This window comes from Vibrio sp. 1167 (assembly GCF_033340375.1).
Classification (GTDB): Bacteria; Pseudomonadota; Gammaproteobacteria; order Enterobacterales; family Vibrionaceae; genus Vibrio; species Vibrio alginolyticus.
On the sequence record NZ_JAWOWK010000003.1, the window covers coordinates 450,826 to 468,904 of the forward strand.

Here is an 18,079-nt window from a genome sequence, read left to right on the forward strand (position 1 = left end):
GACTGGCTGCTTTTTTCGTAGGACCGCATATGGAAAAAGGTTACCGTCTTTTAGAGCGGATCGAGCTAGGAGAACCAAAAAACTGCTACGAGAAAGTGGTGTCTCATAAGCATTTGATTGAATCCATTCACTCGCATCTCGCTGACTTGTTGAATACGCACTCCGGCAACGCAATGATCGACAATGAGTATGGTCTGCCAGATTTTAACGACGTACTTTCTAACAACACAAACCTCGTTCGCCATATTCAAAAAAACATCACGTCAACCATAGAACGCTTTGAGCCCCGACTGTTTAATGTCGAGGTTCATTACCGTGAAGACCACCATAATCCATTACAACTCGGCTTTGGTATTCGCGGCGAAGTTTCCCATAACGGCGGTAAAGTCCCAATGTCGATCGATGTCTACATGGGAACCGACGGCCAATTTAACGTTTAGTAGGTGCCACTTGAGTAACAGTAAATACTTTCAAGATGAACTCACGTATTTACGCGAGTCGGGTAGTGAGTTTGCCAAATATCATCCGAAGTTAACTCACTTTCTCTCTGAAGGAACTTTTGATCCAGATGTCGAACGACTGCTGGAAGGTTTTGCTTTTTTGACCGGACGCATCCGCGAAAAGATTGACGATGAACTTCCTGAGCTAACGCAATCTCTGATGACTTTGCTGTGGCCACATTACATGCGTTCGATCCCGTCTTTGTGCATTAGCGAACTAAAACCGCATACCGGAAGTGTTACTGAGAAAACCGTGGTGAAACGTGGTGCGGAAATGGCCAGCGAGCAGGTAGAAGGCACGCAGTGTTTGTTCCGTACTTGTTATGACGTCAATCTATACCCAATTACGATTACTAACATTGAACAAACTAACAGCCGCACCAGTTCGATGATTGATGTGACGTTATCGACGGAGCATGGCCTGGAACTGTCTCGGATCGGCTTAGACACGCTGCGATTGCATCTGCATGGTGAGATTCATATTACTCGCACCGTCTTCTTATGGATGTTCCGTTATCTAGATTACGTCGAGCTGGATGTTGGTGGCGGCTACAAACATCGTTTAGGGCCAGAATACGTTAAGCCAGCCGGGCATGAAGAGGACGAGGCGCTGTTGCCTTACAGCAAAAATTCCTTTGCAGGCTACCGTTTGCTGCAAGAATTCTTCTCTTTGCCAGATAAGTTCATGTTCTTCGACATCAAGGGCTTAGAGTGGCTAAAAGGCATTCCGCAACGCAGCACGGTCAAAATCAAATTCCACTTTAAGCGTGCTTTGCCTTCAGAAGTGGTACTTAAAGATAAACACTTAAGGTTGCACTGCACACCTGCGGTTAACTTGTTTGAAAAAGACGGCGATCCAATCCGCTTAGAGCATCGACGAAACGAGTACAAGGTGCGTCCACAAAGTAACACTCAGGAGCATTACGAGGTTTATTCCATTGAGCAAGTGGAGAGCTGGAGTAAAGACGAGCGTCGCCGAAAACCACTGATTGAATTTGAATCGTTTGAGCACCAAATCAACCAGCGTGATAAGCGAGAATTCTACAAATCCAAAGTGGGCGAGCGAGTAAGCGGAAGAGGGTTAGAGCGCTATATCTCATTCCATACTCACAATGGCGACATCGCGGATTTAGGGACTGAAACAGTATTGATGAAACTGCAATGCAGTAACGCAGACTTAGCGGAGCGCCTGTCAGTAGGAGATATCACGTACGCGACGCACAAATCGCCAACGTATGCGACGTTTAAAAACATTACTAAGCCAACACAGTCAGTAAGTCCTCAGGTTAATGGTGAACTTCAATGGCAGTTGATTGCCAACATGTCGCTCAACTACTTGTCTTTGGCCAATATCGATGTGTTGAAAGTGTTGCTCTCGACTTACGACTTCCACTCTCGAGTCGATAGACAAGCCCACCGCGCGTCGATTCATCGACTTGATGGCATTATTTCTTCAGAGATGAAACCAATCGATCGCGTATTTCGTGGTGTATCTGTGCGTGGTAACCAATTCAAGCTCGTGACGGACTCTAAGTTCTTCGTAAATGAAGGCGATATGTTCCTTATGGCCACGGTATTGAATGAATTTATCCGTTTGTATTCGAGTGTGAACTCCTTTACCGAACTAGAGGTGTTCGATGAAGCGACGGGCGAGGTTTACAACTGGGCAAGCCTAATCGGGCAGCAGACGATACTATGATTAACACACTTTCTGATAAGTCGAATGAGTTTAGTTTCTACCAAGCGGTGTTGCTGTTAGAGAAACACTACCAGTTGGAGCCAAACTCAAATTTTGTTGCCGTGGGCGAGAACAAATACTTCCATCAAGAGCGAATTGAGTTCAGCGTGTCGCCAAACCTGTGCTTTCCAAAGAGTGATATGGATTTTATTACTCATATGGAAAGAAACGGAAAGCAATATTCACGTATTGAGACGAACTTTCTTGGCTTGCATGGTTCAAGCTCGCCCCTGCCAGCGTCTTACACTGAGAAACTCGTCGGTCGTGATCCCGATGATAACCCAGTGAAGGATTTCTTCGACTTTTTCCACAACCGCTATACAAGCTTACTGTATCGTGTTTGGAAGAAATACCGATATCACGTGCAGTACAAAAGCGGGGCAAGCGATGCGTTTTCTGGGCGCATACTGCATTTGGCTGGTCTCTCTAGCGTTATGCAAGATTGTGAAGTCGCGGAGTTAGATCGAGCGAAAGTTCTGTCTTACGTGAACCAGTTATCTACGCGTACACGTTCACCTAAGCTTATTTCCGGTATTGTTTCGCACTACTTTTCACTGCCGAATGTGCGAATCGAAGAATGGGTTTATAGACGCGTAGAAATCGCTGAAAGCCAGCGTAACAAACTCAATCGTTCCAATTGTGTATTGGGGCAAAGCTTACACTTGGGACAAAGCATTGCGGATTTGAACGGCAAGTTTAACTTGTGTATCGACAACATTGATTTTGAAACGTTTAAGCAGTTTTCCTACGATGGTGAGTTACATAAGACGCTGGTGGGCTTGATGCGCTTTATTCTGCGTGACCCAATGTCGTGGGACCTAAAGTTGACAGTTAACCTCGACAGTATTCCAGAAAACAAACTGGGTAATGGAGAAGGGAACCAACTAGGTCAAACGTTCTGGCTTGGTAACCCAGGTGATAAAGACGCCAAAATTCGACTTATCGGAAGCATATAAGAAAGCCGCTCAACGAGCGGCCCTTTATGTTTTCCTCGAAGAGGTCAGAAAAGCTTAACGACTGATCGGCTGGTGCAGTACAACGGTAGTATCAAGCCTTTGAATGCCGTTAAATGATTCAATTTCATTACAAAGATGATGAATAGACTGCAGGTCGGGCGCTTCAATTAGGGCAATAATATCAAAGTTGCCACCAACAACGCTCGTTAAGCGAACCTCAGGGATTTCTTTAAGTGCATTCGTTACATCATTCTTCTTACCCTTTTCACAAGAGATCAGTAGATAACTAGCGGCTTTTCGCCCTTCATTTTCTACACGAATCTGTGCGGTATAGCCTTTGATAATACCGGTCTTTTCTAAACGATTAATTCTTTCTGCTACTGCTGTTCGAGACAAACCAATGTTTCGGGATAGATTCGCAATCGACTCTCGCCCATTCGACAATAGACTTGAAAGTATTTTTCGATCTAATTTATCTAAACCTTGTAAAGTCATGTTTGAAATCATGTGTTCTGCCTATTTTGTTTTTATATTGTTATTAAATCGACTCAGGGAGCGTAAAGTTATACAGCTCAGCAAGAGTGAATGGGTTTTTCTGTGTCAACGGAGTGATGCGTAAGCTCAAGTCCCTCCCTGACACTTTTATGTCACTGACAAAGCTGCCGTTATGAGTGTTTGTCAAGGTCGAGTCACCTAGCAATCTGTATATCGCCCATTGACCACTCTTATTTAAAACGTGCTGTCTGCCTTCATCGGTTACATCCTGGAGTGTGATACTAATATTGAAGTCACCATTTTGCGGTGGCCATGCCATTTCACGAATGCGGCTTGGACCGTGGTAGTAACTTATATTGGTATCTGCAATTTTTAAGCTCGCTCTAATCGCACTAGAATCAAGATCGAGTACTCTTGCACTAAACGGAATATGAACGCGGTTAGTGCTTTTATTAATTAATGTGTCTCGAATAACGTTATAGTTACGCAGTTGCACTAACAGAGCCGGAGAGATTGGCATCGTCTCGCCATCCACCTGTTTTGGCGTCCACAAATTGGTATCGTAGAACGGTGCAAAATTTTTCTGAATAAATGTGTCTAACAAGCCACCTGAAGCAAACAGTAATTCAAAATCTTCAATTGAGATTTCCTCGGTCGCTGTTAGATCAAATGGGTATCGTCCTAGCCCTATCTCTTTAAACTTGGTGTAAATCTCGCTGTACCATTGGGTTTGAATGCCTTTAGCGGACTCTTTAATCATGACTGACCAGCTTTGTTGAACCACATCTAACAACCAGCTACGAACGGGTTCCGGTGATTTTTGGGCAATCTGTTTAAGTTTTATTAATGGGTCAGCTTCACTGCTGTTCATTCGATGCTGAGCTGCCGCTAGCGCCGCCATTTGCGGGTCAGGTGCATCAGCAATGTCTTTCATATACGTGCGAACACGGCTTAGCGCTGTTACGGTCTCATCCCAAGGAGTAGGGGAGTTTGGTGTTTCACTGACCTGAAGTTGGTTTAATAAGTGAAAAGCTTGTTCAACACGTTTCATCAACAAGTAATCAGGCTTAACTACTTCCTCTACTGCGTCTGATGCGGAGTCTGCCGCTGCCACGAGTTTCGGGTCTAGCTTTGAAATCAGAGCATTTTTTTCACCAACGGGTGAAAATTGTGTGTTGGCATAGACCTGCTTCAGTACGGTTGTCATTGGTGAAGAAGGGCCCGAGATTAAGTCTATCGCGTTCGTTAGATCGCCGACATTGTCATAGTTCTGGACTTTTAGTTCACTCAGCGCATTGCGCCAATTACTGATGTAGTCGTCAGTATATTTTTTACGTACTTCCTCTTTGAAGGCTTCTTGTTCTTCACTAGTAGGAATAACGTGTTGTGACAGACCTAAAACCCAGTTGTCACTGATGACTTGTTGTGACATTAGGTCCACGCGTGGTCGATAAAAAGTGCTAAAACCAGTGGAGGTATAGATCTTATCTACGATCAAGCGTTCGCTATCGATTGGTGTGTTGAACACATTACTAAACTCAAAACCCACAGCTCGTTGCAGATCTAGGGTTCCTAAATCAATCGAATTTGCTTCGTTTAAAATGCCTGCATAAACGAGATCAACATTCGAATTTGCTAGCAATGAGCGACGTGTTGCGCGAACAAGATCCATATTGATATCAATTGGATCAAACTGTGTGCGAAAGTAAGCGTCCAAATAGCGCATCGCCTGATTGACGACGTCATTTTGGTTGCTCAAGTCGTTCATCATTTGGAGAGTTTGATGACGCAAAAAACGGATATCACGCTTTGTTGGATCGTTTAGCATTAGATACCCCTTCAATAGAGGTAAAGCGCGTGTAAAAGTGTTTTGATTTTGTGTCAGTTGTAGACGGTAACCTTTCTCAATGAGAGGTATCAACTGTTGAGCAACGTCCTTAAGTAATGCTTCGTAAGCGATGCGAGTGCTTTGATCCAAACGGCTAATGTTGAGTGGTAATATCTCTTCATCCAAAGCCTTAGAACCTTTAAGCCACGCCCCATAAGAAGGCTCTATTGCTTTCGTCGCCTTCGCTAAAAGCTCATCGAATCTTGCATCTTGCTCCACTTGTGATTTGTCATCGATACTCAAGAGTTGATTCATCACATGTAAGTTACTGTCTAATGTCGTGAAAAAGAAGTAACTGCCCCCAGTAAGCAGGATAATAGAGCCGAGTATTGCCAAACGGCTTTGTCTCTGAATTAGACGAAGATACGTCTTGTTTTCGCCCGCAAAGTCGCTTTCCGGCAATATTTGTGAATCAATCAGAAAGCGAGAGAAATAAGGCGTTTCTGTTAACTGAGTATGCTCTGACGCGATAATAGGTAAGTTGAAGTAATTACTACAACTTTTTGCAAGTAAATTGTACTTGCGACCGCCTTGCAGACTCGAACTAAAGAAAATCTCACGGATGTCTAGTGAATAGACACCGTTGTTAACATCACATAGACGCTCAAGCACATAGCTGACTTCAGACTGACATAGCTCAAACTGCTTAGGGAAAGCGAGTATTGCTTGTTTCTCATCAATGTCCGTTGAATTAGCGGATGCATCTAGCGCATTACTTTCAAGCACTCTCACTAGATTTCGATAGCTATCGCGGTAGTACTCTGCAAATACACCTTTGGCTTCTTTTAGTGGGATAGAGAGGAACTCAACACGTGTCTTGAGAGAGCTAAAGTGCATGTATTCTTTAAAGCCATCTAACTTGTCTAGCTTTGACATAATCAAATAGATTGGCAATGCTGAAGACGTTTTAGAGTTGATGGTACTCAAGCGCGCCAATAACGACGAAATGGTGTACTCTTTTTGCTCTGGCTCAGAGACGATCATGAACTCGAAATCGGTGAAGAATAGACACCCAGAAAATGGCTTTCGAGGTCGATGATGAATAACTTCTTCAATGAACGTATTCCATAAAGAAGCATCACTGCTTGATACTTCCTGGAACACTAAGCGTTGGTCTGGTTTGATGTACACAGCGCTGTCAGATTCGTACCATTCAAAAAAGTCATTCTTAGCGGTTCTAGTGCGATCCATCGGTTTAATTGCACTAGAATTAAATAAAAATTGACGTCGCCCTGACCCTTTATTACCAAGCATCAGGTAAATTGGTTTCTTGCCTGAGTTAGCAAGAAGAGGCTGGATAACCATAGAAAGTGCTTCTTCCTCGGTTTCCAAATGTTGAGCTTTAGCGTTGTTCTTTTTCTTCAACCATAATGTGAATTGAAAAGTGACGTAAACAATGGCGATAGCACCAAGGGTCAGCCAAAGATAAAGTTGATCGATTTCGTCAAGAAAAAGCAGATAAATAGTGGTGATAATTGCAACCACTAAAAACATCAATATAGTAGAAATCACCACTGGATTTCTAAACAGTTTTTGTTTGAACATAAGCCTAAAACTTCTTTAATTGTATTGTTATTTATTGTCAGTTTTTTCAGCTTGTAGCTGACTCAATTTATATAGGTAGATGTTCAGTAAAAGGGTTGCGCGGTCAATTTCCTTTTGCTGTGAATACTTTTCAGCGTATTCAATACGACCTAAAAGCGGGAATAACGAGTTACTGTATTCGTACGCCTTTTCAGAGTTCTTATCTACATTCTGTCTAGCTACGTTGGCAAACACCGTTCTTGCGTCTGAGAATCGCTTATAAACATCCATAAACTGGTCTTCTAAATGGGCGCTCTGTGTCAAAAAGTTTTGACGTAGCTGCTGTGCAGAAGACGAATCCGGATAGATTGCGATTAATTCATTGGTCAAGCTATCGAGCTCGCTGACGTTACTTACTTTTGCCGAGTCTAAAAACCAGTTATTCATCATAATATCGACACGATTAATGGCCTGCGTTTTCAATGACTGAGCATATTTTTTATTTTCGTAATCTAACGAGGCGACCAAATTTACAAGTTCATTAAGTGAAGCTTGATTAATTTTTTGCTCCAATGTTCGATAACGTTGTTGCTCGTACATGAAATGTGAACATATCGCAGTAACAATCAAACCAATAACGAAGTAGATCATAAATCGACCAGACTTTGCCGGTGATGCTTTCTCTTGGCTATTTAGGTTGGGTGATGACACCGGTGAGGGAGAGGGAGACACATTCACTTTAATTTCAGGTGCCTTCTGCGTTGCTGCAGGAGCGCTAGTGTTGGCTTGTTTTTTCTCGCGTAACTCAGCCGCAATTTGTTGTTCTTTTATCTGCTCAATCCATTGATTCAAAATACGGCGAATGCGACCTAATGACGGCGCTTCAATACCGTAATGAAGACGAAGCTCTTCCTCAATCCTCAAGCATAATTGATGTGCTGCCTCTATCAATGGAAGCTCTTCTGGTAACGCCCGATGCTTATTAATTCGTTTTTCAGTATGCTCTACCATCCATTCAATAGCGCTCATTCGTGCCTTTGACTTTGAATGCTCTGGATACGCGTTGAACCAATATACGACACACACATCAAGTATTGAGTTTAACCCTTCAACAAGGCCTCTTAAGCCGTCGTTATAGGTTGACGCAACGGTAAAGTAACAGCAACAACGTAGGTCTTTCGCTTGGGTACTCAAGATCTTTTTTGAGAGTGTTTGAACCGTTTTCCACGAGACTCTCCCTGTGACTTTATTCAGGTTGTTTATTTGACGTTTAATTTCGTCAAAATCCTCAGAACCATTAGGATTAGAGCCGCTTGGGTTATTTTCATCGATTGGTCTTCGAGCGAAGTCGGTAAAAAACATAAGGAAAGTTCCAACTGATCATATAGAAGTATTAAGTTATATAGGATTTCACTACTGTTATATTAAATTATAAGCAGTGCACATCTGCCGCAATTCTATAGACAAAATAAGCGGATTAGATAATAAAAATTCATTAAAAGAAATTAAATTACTTTTAGTGTGATCTTTGTTCATAATATTAATATCAATAGTTAAGTCTATTTATAAGAAGAAACTTATATATGAAGATAAGAACGTTGATTAAAAAGTAACTAAATTGTTATCGGAGATTACGTTTTGTTCAATTAGCAATCAAATTCTGTTACTTCTATTTAAATAGAAAGATTTACTGTCTCGTCACTTAATCTGTAGTCGGTTCTTTAGTTTTTGTTTGTAGGTAAAACAACCAACCTGATAGTTGAAATGTATTAAATTATAGGTGTTTTTTTAGGCTTATTGAAAAAGAGAATATAATTGATATCTTTCGCCTCTAAGTAGAATATCGGTTTTCCTAGAGGGACGAAATGCTAAAACCAAGTCAAATTGGGCTGATTTCAGCCATGTGTCTATTTTCTTCTGTTGCAATGGCAAAAGGGGAGCGATATGGACTCTCTACCAGTATGTTGACTATCGATAGCATTAAATACGATGAAGGTAAAAGTGGTGAGCAGGATACGCTTAGGTTCGGCTTGGTTCATACTCGTCCTATTGATGAAAACAATAACCGTTGGCGTTGGTGGTTAGGGCTAAACTATCTAGCAGAAGATATTGAAGCGCCAGCAAACGGCTTATATCAAGAAGCGACGAACTATGAACTTCGTGTTGTTCCTCAATATGCGTTGACTTCTTGGAGTGTTTTCACGCCATACGTTGGTGCGGGCTTGTCTGTCGGTTACTCGCAATATTCTAATCGCTGGCAAGTAGACCAAGAGGGCTATCGTTATGAGAGTGTTGAAGACATCGACCAGTTTGAGTTAGGTGCGGTTGTGACCCTTGGTACTGCTATAAAGTTAGGCAGTAATCCTGACGCCCATATACAAATTATCCCGCAGGCCTCTTATATCCTTCCGGTTGTAAATGATGGAATTGGTGGGCTTGAACTATCAGTTTCTTTGCTCTTTTGAGGTTCGTAAATGTACTCAAATCAGCTAGTTTTATTTATCTCAAAGTGTCCAGAGGAATACACCGGTGCAAAGCATATTGAAATGCCTGAAAGTGGTGGTTCGATAGGTCGTTCCCCAAGCTGTAGCGTGTCTTTAGCCGATCACAACCGCTTTATATCGGGCACTCATTGTTTGCTCAGCGTGTATGGAGATACCTACTATATAAGTGACGTATCAACTAATGGCACAATGGTAAATGGGAATAAAATACTAAAAAATCAACCCGTTGCGATAGTTGATGGCGACATCATTTCTTTAGGGCAATATGAGATTGGTGTTTCTCTTGAGCACGTTACCTCAACACTAGACATCGCCGCTGATATTGCTCCTGAGCGAGTATCTAGCGATCCTCTGGTTAGTCTAGGAGATGCGGTTGTCGAAGAGGAAGAAAAAGTCGGTGCCTTAGAAGATTTGTTTATGGAGACTAAACAGGATGACATTGATTGTCATGATCCTGTTGCTCACCTTAACTTTTCGATGCAGCGAGATGACGATTACTTAATTCGTGATAATGAGCGTACAGAATCTGAACAACCTAGAACCGTGGAAAGCACGCGTCAGGTGGTCGATGACAGTTTCAGTATATATTCCGAATTCGATCAGCCAAGCCTAATCCCTGAAGACTGGATGGCTGCGGAAACCAAGAGTAACGCATCAGTCAATGATGCATTAGCGCCAGAAAGCGGTAAGGCACATAGAGCCGATATTGCCTCAGCTGAGGTGATGCAACCTGGCACGGTAGCCCCAGATAGCACGATTCAAAGACAACATCGTACGCCTAATGTTACTGAGATGGTCGTAGAGCAGGCTAACACAGGGTCAAAATGGGAAGAGATGACCCAATCTTTTACGCCTTCTCCTAACACTAATCAGCAACTTCAAATACCTACGGCAGAGCACGCGATAAACAGTACGACGAAAGCACAAGTCGATACTGATGCGGCCGTTTGCTCTCAAGATATAGCGCAAGCGTTTTTTGATGGTTTGGGTATTCGAAATCCAGAGTTGATGACAAACGAGGCGCAGTTATTCAAGCAAATGGGCACTTGCTTGCGTTTATGTATTGATAACCTACAGAAAGAGTTGCACGAAGTGGAATCGTTAAAGGATGAGCAGAGTGCGAGTGAGGCTAACTCGAACATTGCAGAGCTAATGCTCACTTTGAATAGTCAGCAATTACTGGCTCCAAATGAACTGGTTGAACAAATGCTCGATGAGCTGAACGACCACCAAGTTATGTTTAACAAAGCACTGAATGAGCTCGTTTTAGAACAGTCTGAAACGAACGATCCCGTAGCATTTGCTAACAGGGTCGCTAGCCAGTCTTTGTTCTCAACTAAGTCAAAGCTGTGGGCCGAATACCTAGATTTCTACACTAATAATCGTCGCCTGCTTAATGAAACATCCTTAAAAGGGCTGATTAAGAAAAACTATAACAAAGTGATTAAGGGAAACCATGCGTAGTATCGCCGTATTACTCGGATTTGCCATGTTGTCCGGTTGTTCCATGTGGGATCAATTTAAAGAGTCCACAGGTATCACACCAGAAACTTCGTCGATTGAATTGGTTATTGAGGCATCACCTGTACTCAATGTGAGAAATGGGGGCCAGTCATCTCCAGTTATTCTCCGTCTTCACGAATTAAGTTCGCCAGTATTGTTCCGAAGCTTAGATTTCTTTGCCTTGTTTGAGAGCGATAAAGCGTCGTTGGGTGATGAGTACATCAAACGTTACGAATATCAAATACAGCCAGGTGGAAAAGTTCATGAAATGCTAACGCTAGACCCTGACACTCGTGCCGTCGGTTTTTCAGTGGCTTTTCGTGATATTGATGGTTCGTCATGGCGAAAAGTGGAAGTTATTGAAGAGAAGAGCGAGTACTACATCAAGCTCAAGTTAGAGGGCAGTGAGTTAATTTCTGATAACACTCGCGGCATTGAACAGGTTTACTTTTAAGGGATAGAAACATGTCTTTATACAATCCAGTTGTTTGGCAAGATGGAATGTTCATGAAGCCGCAGCATTTTCAACAACTCGATCGTTCGCAAAGTAAACTATCGAGCCTACTGAGTGCCAATGCATCGCCTTTGCATTGGGGAATTAAACGTTTAGAAATCAACTCTCAGTTACTAGCACTGGGTAAAATCGGTATTACTCGTGCTGAAGGTATTTTACAAGACCGGACACCATTTGAGCTTCCGTTGCTTGCTGAGCTGCCTGAAGTGAAAGATGTAGATCCTTCGATTGCCGATAAAGTCGTTTATTTGTGCTGTCCGTTACCATCGGAACGTTCTGAGTTATTTGGTACCAAAAAAGACGGTGCGCGCTATACGATGGAATCTCAAGAAGCGGTTGACGCTTGTTATGATTCGGAAGACATGGCAAATATCGTCGTCGGTAAGCTTAACTTTTGCTTGATGTACGATCATGAAGATAAGAGTGCTTACACGTCTATTCCGATCTTAAAGATCTCAGAAGTGAAGCCTGATGGCAGCGTGATCTTAGATGATAGTTTCATTCCTACCTGTATCGATATTCATGCGTCGACAGTACTGAGTAAATTTGGGACCGAGTTTGCTTCTATGTTGAAGCATCGCGCGGAATCGATAGTCCAGCGATTAGGGGTGGTGGATCAACAAGGTGTATCATCGGTTTCTGACTTTATGCTATTGCAAGCGCTCAACCGATACGAACCCTTGTTTTGGCATTTCGCCAGCACAGAAGCTGTGCATCCTGAGTCTTTGTATCGAATTCTTCTTCAGGCAGAGGGTGAGCTTTCGACGCTGTGCTCAACGACACGCCGACCTATTGAGTTTACGAAGTACAATCATGGTGATCTTACTAGCTGTCTTTCTCGCGTCCTAGACAGTGCGAAAATGACATTGAGCGTGATGTCTGAGCAAAGAGCAATTCCACTGACCTTAAAAGATCAGAACTATGGCATCAGAACGGCAGCAATCCCTGACAATAAGATCATTGATACGACAACCTTTATCCTCGCAGTTAAAGCCGACGTGACCTTGGATGTTCTGCATACCCAGTTTGTCAGCCAAACGAAGATCGGTTCTATCGATAACATACGTGACTTGATTAACCTTCAACTGCCTGGGATTGAGATCAAACCAATGCCAGTTGTGCCACGCGCGCTGCCGTATCACGCTGGCTACACCTATTTCGAGCTCGATAAAACGGGCGAAGAGTGGATGGCATTGAAGAACACTGCTGCGATTGCGATTCACGTTGCGGGCGATTTCGCTAACTTATCATTGCAACTTTGGGCCGTTCGTCTATGAGTTACGCAGAAACCGACGTCACCGTAGTCTTATTCCAACCAGAGCCTGGCAAACCAATGGAGGTAATGCCAGCGCCTGACTTGTCGAGAAACATCGCAGTACAAGATCTATCTATCGACAACATGGGTATTAACCCGCTAGTGGACCAGTTCTCATGGTTGATCGCCAGTCTGTCTTGTATGTCTTCGATCCCTTGGCTTGATGACCCGATGCCATTTCGTGAACAAGTGGCACGTGAGATTCGAAAAGGTGAACGAAAACTTAATGAAATGGAGCTCGATCGTGCTTCGGTTCTTGTTATTCGTTACTGCTTGTGTGCGGCGATTGATGAATCTGTTTGTCGACAAGAGTGGGGGGCAAATAGTCACTGGAGCCAGAACAGCTTACTGTCTGAATTCCACAACGAAACATCTGGTGGTGACAAGTTTTTCGTTATTCTCGACCGCTTAAAAGCCGACCCTCGCAAATACCGTCACGTTATAGAGTTTCTCTATTTATTGCTTCAACTTGGTTTCCAAGGCAAGTACGGCCGTGAAGAGCGTGGCAACGAAAAGTTAGCGGAAATTGGCAGCACCATTTATCGATTAGTGCGAGATGACCGCCTAGCAGAACAAGAAAAAGTTTCTTTAATCAACCTTAAAGCTAAATACCTAAAGAAGCCGTTAAAAAGGGTAATTTCACCCAAGCTGATCTTAAGTCTTAGTGCGATGACGTTTGCGCTTATGTATGCGGCAACCTACATCGTCATAGACTTAAAATTCCAGCAACTGCTTGAAGTGTATAGATAACCAGAAATCTAAAAATGAGATCTTCTGCCAGTTTTAGGGCTTATTGTGAATATCACTGGTCTTTTAGTGAAATTCACTAGTTATTTAGAGAGATTGTAGTTTGCGATCTCTTTTATCATTCAATCAATAAAATTCAAATGGATTGGTTATGGGCGTAACAGTTGGTGCGAATGGACTTTCGGTAGTTCATAAAGGCTCAGGTGGTGAAGCGAATGCAACGCTCCCAGATGTTTGTTTAACTAAGGTCGGCAAGCCAGTCGTTCCTATCCCTTATGGCAACAATGCTAAATCAGTAGACCTTGCTGGTGGGACTACGACAGTCTCTATGGATGGCGGTAACAGTGTCGCTATCAAGGGCAGTACGTTCTCAAAAAGTACCGGCGATGCGGGCGGTGACAGAAAAGGCGTTTCCTCTGGCACGATAGAAGCTGAAGCAAAATTCATTTCAGCCTCACCAACGGTTAAATTTGAAGGTAAGGGCGTATGTCGCCTGTCCGATCAAATGACCATGAACAAAGCCAACACTGTGTGTCTTGGCGGCGTACAAAACCCATCGGTTTCTGTGAGTGAAGAGCAGGAAGGGACGTATACGCTGGATATAGAATGCAAATATCCAAATGGGCTCCCTTACTCTAATGCACAATTTTCTTTAGTCGAACCTTCAGGTGCTGTCATTGGGAGTGGAGTGCTGGATTCTAGCGGAAAAGCATCTGTTAATGGTCTCGCTCTAAAAGAATGCAGGTTAGTGCTCAGCGAAACTCAAGACTCTTACACCCCGAACCAATCTTTAGCTGAAAATATTGTTACGGAAACTTACCCTGATCCGAATGATTTTTGTACGTTTGTCGCAGGTCGCCGCTCGCCATTTTGGGAAGATCGTGTTGGGGTTGCTAATGACTGGGGCATATTGATGTCCCCATCCTTCAGTGATGATGACTTTAAAGATATTGTGTTAGAGCAAAGCCGTATATCGTCTCCTTATGCGATTAGTCAAAATCACTCTAAAGATTTTTCTGATGCTTATGTTTCGGCACTTTATCACATCCAAACTGATACTACTGCGCTAGAGAAATATGAACCTTTAGTTGAACTGCTCTTGGAGCAAGTGCACGAAAATGGCGATATATTGAGAGTCTTATATCAAGCTGATGTGTTTGAGCCTCCCTATGAATTATTAGCGAAGCTTCGCTTTTTAGGGACTGGGAATACTGTGAAGTATTTGCAGTTTGTTTTATGGACGTTGATAAACAATCAAATCTGTTCATACATCGATGAGCTAAACAGTGAAATCATCGGTCGTTTAGATTTCATACAAAGCCAAGCTTCTGCAAGATCGTTGAGTTCTGTTGAAGAGGGTATAAACGGTTATAAAAAAGCACTTAACCACTTCAAACAAGCACTTCCTGACGTCATTAGCCAAATTTTCGAAACCAAAAATGACACCCTAATTTCTATATCGGCAATGGCCCTTGGGAGTACCGTTAACATAGCGAGCCAATCTAGCTTTGCTACTAATTTAGGTAGGGTTAATGCGGTGGTGTACACGAAGTCAAACAACTTGAACCGCCCATCATTTGTCACTTTTGACGATAACTTTTCTGACTAGGACATTTAAATCATGGATGCAGTTTTTCCGATAGCGCAACGAGAAGGTGACGCTTACTACACGCTCAGTGATTTTACGAAATTGTTTGATCAAGCTAAGAGCGGTCGTTATTTAATAGGACAAGGGTACGGTTGGCATAGTGGCATTCACTTAACATCAAAAATGTTACCGTGGGGGAAAGGGCTCAGACCTATTCAAGCGATGCTTGATGGAAAAATAGTGGCATTTCGCATAAATCCTGATTACCTAACATCAACGTACCAAGAGCAAGAGTTTAAGTATAGTAATAACTTTGTGCTTATCGAGCATGAGGCTGTAAACCCCGAAGATAATGAAGATGTATTTAAGTTCTATACACTTTATATGCACCTTGCGCCACCTTCAGATATTGGCGCCAATTCATCTATAACCACGCGTTACCGTTTACAAGAAGCGAGAAATGTACGCACTTTCAAACATAGTGATGTGCCTACTAATTCTGGTGAAAAAAAACAGTCGATGTCTAAAGGAACATTACTTGAATACCTGTATGCAGAAGAGAAGGAGACCCATCCATACCAGATCGACAAAAATACCTACAAAATGATAAAGTGCCGTGTGGTAGAGAATGGTAAATCGGCAAGTGGTAGCGAAAAAGCACTGTTAAACAAGATTGTTTGGTTTGCTTCGGGTCTCAATAGTGACTTTGACATTTTAGAAGATTCCTCTGCTGTCCTATCAGAACCAGTTTCAGAACCTAAATGGATGTCGGACAAGGCGGCAATGATTAGGGACGGTAGTGTGGTTTCTTTACTCCCACTCCTATTTAGAGAGGGGATAAAGGTTTCAGCTGGGGAAGATATCGGTTACATGGGACTGCATGAGTACAGTAACGATGCAATTGGAACTAAGAAAGAAGATAATCGTGTGCATATCGAGATGTTCTCTTTTGAGGAGCCGCCCGAATTTTTCAAAAAACAGATTTCTCCCAAAAATGCGGAAGAAAATCCACTTGTTGTTCTCGATGGGGCCGATAGTAGCGGTGCCGTTGATATGAGTAATTCGTTTATTCAGCAATTACTTGAATCTGTGACAGAAGATCAAGTAACGGACTTCTCCTCGTTCACTGCTCGCGATGCCAAAGTATACTTAGACGGTAAGCGTAAACACTTTGAGCGATTTATTGTGAAACATCCTACAGATTGGCATACAGCGTCGTCACAAAGTCTTTATGAATCAATCCATCAGACTGCGAAGGAAGCTCTAGATATTAAGTGCTCCGCTGGTTTTGTGACTGAAGAAGACTACCGTAACTCCCCATGGCGCGATCAAGTGATGGATAGCTTTGATCTTTTCTCACAATTCGAACTGGAAAGAGCAGATAAGTTCTCATGGATGCAAGATTTACATGGTGATTTGCAACTAAGCGATGATAAGAGCCTTTGGCATTATTGGCCTTTTGTTCCTCAAACTCAAGGTGGCTTTAAGTTTACTCTAGCAATGCTACAAGAGGTATACCCTAGGGTTAAAAACTCTAAGATTGAGTTCTTGCGGGGGGTTGTGAATGAATTAAATGCCCATGTGGAGTTTTACAAACTTGATACGCCTTTAAGACGTGCTCATTTCTTTGCACAAATAATGCAAGAAACTGGTTCTAACCTATCAACGGAGGAACTATTTAGATATAGTTTTAGAGGATTAGTATTAACGTTTAGAAATTTTGCACGTGACAAGGTATCCGCTAAAGAGCTTTCTTATGATGAAAGTGTGCCAGGTAAGAACACGAAGCGCGATGGTAGTACTTTAACCAAAGCTGACTTTATCAGAGTTGCTAACATAGCATATGGTGGTCGTATGGGTAATGATAAAGTAAATGACGGTTGGAAATTCAGAGGTAGAGGACTAAAACAACTAACTGGTAAAAACAACTATGCAACCTTTGATAAATGGCACTCGAAAAATAAGCGAGAGTGGAGTGAAGATATAAACGTATCTTTTTTAGATAATCCAGATCTCTTATTTGAAGCCAAGTATGCCGTTCGCTCCGCAGCGTTTTTTTGGGTAACTAATAATCTTTATAAATTGGCTGATAACGGTGTTGAATACTCCGATTCTCAGGCTATCACAGCCATCGTAAATAAGAATACTGATAGCTATATTAAGCGGTTTGAAAATTTACAAAGACTTTTGAAGCTGGAGACTTTTGAATGAGATTACTTAATTTAATACTAGTGGTACTGCTGCCATATTTTACAAGCGCTCACGCAAGCGAAGGCTGTGATCAAGAATCTGTCGTATTCGCATGTGATTTAGAAAATAAAGGTGGCAGTTTGAAAGCTTGCTTTAATCAAGCCGAGAATTCGATGTACTTTGTAGTTGACGAAAATGGGTTGAAAAGAGTTTATACCCCACGACAAGGGAAGAGTTTAGATAACTATAAATGGATAGATATTTCTCTTGAAGAGCCTGAATTCATTCCTTTGAAATTTGAAGTAAATGAAAACAAGAATGCGTACTTTTCATTGACTAGAGGTGGTGGACGGTTGAGTGTCGTTGAGAACTCCGTTGACATGATTGAAGACGAAGATGCTGTTGAATACTTCTGTGAAATGGGGACTGAAACAGCTCTGGATCCTAACGTTAGATTAAAAATAAAGCACGTAAAGCCCAATGAGTTTGAAGCTTGGGGTTAAATAGCAATAGATTCCAGTGAGAGCCTAAATAAAATTCATTGTAATAAAGAGTTAGCTTTTCTAGAAAATTTACTCGAGATGTTTGGATAAGAAATGTTCAGATAAAAAGCGCCG

Annotated in this window: 13 protein-coding genes and 1 pseudogene; 11 read left to right on the plus strand and 3 right to left on the minus strand. The window is 42.4% G+C overall.

All coding sequences use genetic code 11. The annotated features are described in order from the left end of the window. Nucleotides 1–29: 29 nt before the first annotated feature. The 3 genes from tssE to tssG are packed head-to-tail and all read left to right on the plus strand — an operon-like array spanning nucleotide 30 to nucleotide 3,194. A complete protein-coding gene (tssE, locus tag R7Z78_RS08745) occupies nucleotides 30–440 on the plus strand; it encodes a type VI secretion system baseplate subunit TssE (protein WP_033906409.1) in 411 nt (136 codons plus the stop codon). 10 nt (nucleotides 441–450) lie between these two features. Further along, a complete protein-coding gene (gene tssF, locus R7Z78_RS08750; protein ID WP_064376649.1) occupies nucleotides 451–2,199 on the plus strand; it encodes a type VI secretion system baseplate subunit TssF in 1,749 nt (582 codons plus the stop codon). Beyond that, a complete protein-coding gene (gene tssG, locus R7Z78_RS08755; protein WP_042523537.1) occupies nucleotides 2,196–3,194 on the plus strand; it encodes a type VI secretion system baseplate subunit TssG in 999 nt (332 codons plus the stop codon). Before tssF ends, tssG begins: the two co-directional genes overlap by 4 nt. Nucleotides 3,195–3,248: 54 nt before the next feature. Here tssG and R7Z78_RS08760 read toward each other — a convergent pair whose 3' ends face one another. From R7Z78_RS08760 to R7Z78_RS08770, 3 genes are read right to left on the minus strand one after another with little or no spacing between them, the layout of a single operon-like run. Further along, nucleotides 3,249–3,701 (minus strand): Lrp/AsnC family transcriptional regulator, encoded by a 453-nt coding sequence (locus R7Z78_RS08760; protein ID WP_005373369.1) that lies wholly within the window; start codon nucleotides 3,699–3,701, stop codon nucleotides 3,249–3,251. Between the two features lie 31 nt (nucleotides 3,702–3,732). Beyond that, complete coding sequence (tssM, locus tag R7Z78_RS08765) at nucleotides 3,733–7,122, minus strand: type VI secretion system membrane subunit TssM (RefSeq protein ID WP_104976197.1); 3,390 nt, start codon at nucleotides 7,120–7,122, stop codon at nucleotides 3,733–3,735. 27 nt (nucleotides 7,123–7,149) lie between these two features. Continuing rightward, on the minus strand, nucleotides 7,150–8,463 hold the full coding sequence (locus tag R7Z78_RS08770; protein WP_017633754.1) for a type VI secretion system ImpA family N-terminal domain-containing protein: 1,314 nt from the start codon (nucleotides 8,461–8,463) through the stop codon (nucleotides 7,150–7,152). 503 nt (nucleotides 8,464–8,966) lie between these two features. Here R7Z78_RS08770 and R7Z78_RS08775 point away from each other — a divergent pair. From R7Z78_RS08775 to R7Z78_RS08810, 8 genes and pseudogenes are all read left to right on the plus strand, one after another. Beyond that, complete coding sequence (locus tag R7Z78_RS08775; RefSeq protein WP_017633753.1) at nucleotides 8,967–9,566, plus strand: hypothetical protein; 600 nt, start codon at nucleotides 8,967–8,969, stop codon at nucleotides 9,564–9,566. A gap of 9 nt (nucleotides 9,567–9,575) precedes the next feature. Continuing rightward, nucleotides 9,576–11,069, plus strand: coding sequence for a type VI secretion system-associated FHA domain protein (locus tag R7Z78_RS08780; RefSeq protein WP_047101282.1), 1,494 nt, complete (start codon nucleotides 9,576–9,578; stop codon nucleotides 11,067–11,069). Then, a complete protein-coding gene (tssJ, locus tag R7Z78_RS08785; protein WP_005386118.1) occupies nucleotides 11,062–11,562 on the plus strand; it encodes a type VI secretion system lipoprotein TssJ in 501 nt (166 codons plus the stop codon). The genes R7Z78_RS08780 and tssJ overlap by 8 nt, the downstream gene beginning before the upstream one ends. A gap of 11 nt (nucleotides 11,563–11,573) precedes the next feature. Next, complete coding sequence (gene tssK / locus R7Z78_RS08790) at nucleotides 11,574–12,899, plus strand: type VI secretion system baseplate subunit TssK (RefSeq protein WP_104976196.1); 1,326 nt, start codon at nucleotides 11,574–11,576, stop codon at nucleotides 12,897–12,899. Continuing rightward, nucleotides 12,896–13,687: a type IVB secretion system protein IcmH/DotU gene (gene icmH, locus R7Z78_RS08795; RefSeq protein WP_025767903.1), complete on the plus strand. Its 792-nt coding sequence runs from the start codon at nucleotides 12,896–12,898 to the stop codon at nucleotides 13,685–13,687. The genes tssK and icmH overlap by 4 nt, the downstream gene beginning before the upstream one ends. A 148-nt stretch (nucleotides 13,688–13,835) precedes the next feature. Beyond that, a pseudogene (locus R7Z78_RS25025) lies at nucleotides 13,836–14,283 on the plus strand (DUF4150 domain-containing protein); the annotation flags it as partial. A gap of 1,022 nt (nucleotides 14,284–15,305) precedes the next feature. After that, entirely contained in the window at nucleotides 15,306–17,483 is a 2,178-nt protein-coding gene (locus R7Z78_RS08805; protein WP_104976193.1) for a hypothetical protein, read from the plus strand. Next, the gene (locus tag R7Z78_RS08810) at nucleotides 17,480–17,965 is read left to right on the plus strand and encodes a hypothetical protein (RefSeq protein WP_224721231.1); all 486 of its coding nucleotides are present in this window, start codon (nucleotides 17,480–17,482) and stop codon (nucleotides 17,963–17,965) included. The genes R7Z78_RS08805 and R7Z78_RS08810 overlap by 4 nt, the downstream gene beginning before the upstream one ends. The last annotated feature ends 114 nt before the right edge of the window (nucleotides 17,966–18,079 follow it).

Bases quoted from the DNA above. Each gene is read 5' to 3' on its own strand.
- tssE (WP_033906409.1), top strand. From the start codon at position 30: ATGGAAAAAGGTTACCGTCTTTTAGAGCGGATCGAGCTAGGAGAACCA.
- tssG (WP_042523537.1), top strand. From the start codon at position 2,196: ATGATTAACACACTTTCTGATAAGTCGAATGAGTTTAGTTTCTACCAA.
- R7Z78_RS08760 (WP_005373369.1), bottom strand. From the start codon at position 3,701: ATGATTTCAAACATGACTTTACAAGGTTTAGATAAATTAGATCGAAAA.
- tssM (WP_104976197.1), bottom strand. From the start codon at position 7,122: ATGTTCAAACAAAAACTGTTTAGAAATCCAGTGGTGATTTCTACTATA.
- R7Z78_RS08770 (WP_017633754.1), bottom strand. From the start codon at position 8,463: ATGTTTTTTACCGACTTCGCTCGAAGACCAATCGATGAAAATAACCCA.
- R7Z78_RS08775 (WP_017633753.1), top strand. From the start codon at position 8,967: ATGCTAAAACCAAGTCAAATTGGGCTGATTTCAGCCATGTGTCTATTT.
- R7Z78_RS08780 (WP_047101282.1), top strand. From the start codon at position 9,576: ATGTACTCAAATCAGCTAGTTTTATTTATCTCAAAGTGTCCAGAGGAA.
- tssJ (WP_005386118.1), top strand. From the start codon at position 11,062: ATGCGTAGTATCGCCGTATTACTCGGATTTGCCATGTTGTCCGGTTGT.
- tssK (WP_104976196.1), top strand. From the start codon at position 11,574: ATGTCTTTATACAATCCAGTTGTTTGGCAAGATGGAATGTTCATGAAG.
- icmH (WP_025767903.1), top strand. From the start codon at position 12,896: ATGAGTTACGCAGAAACCGACGTCACCGTAGTCTTATTCCAACCAGAG.
- R7Z78_RS08805 (WP_104976193.1), top strand. From the start codon at position 15,306: ATGGATGCAGTTTTTCCGATAGCGCAACGAGAAGGTGACGCTTACTAC.
- R7Z78_RS08810 (WP_224721231.1), top strand. From the start codon at position 17,480: ATGAGATTACTTAATTTAATACTAGTGGTACTGCTGCCATATTTTACA.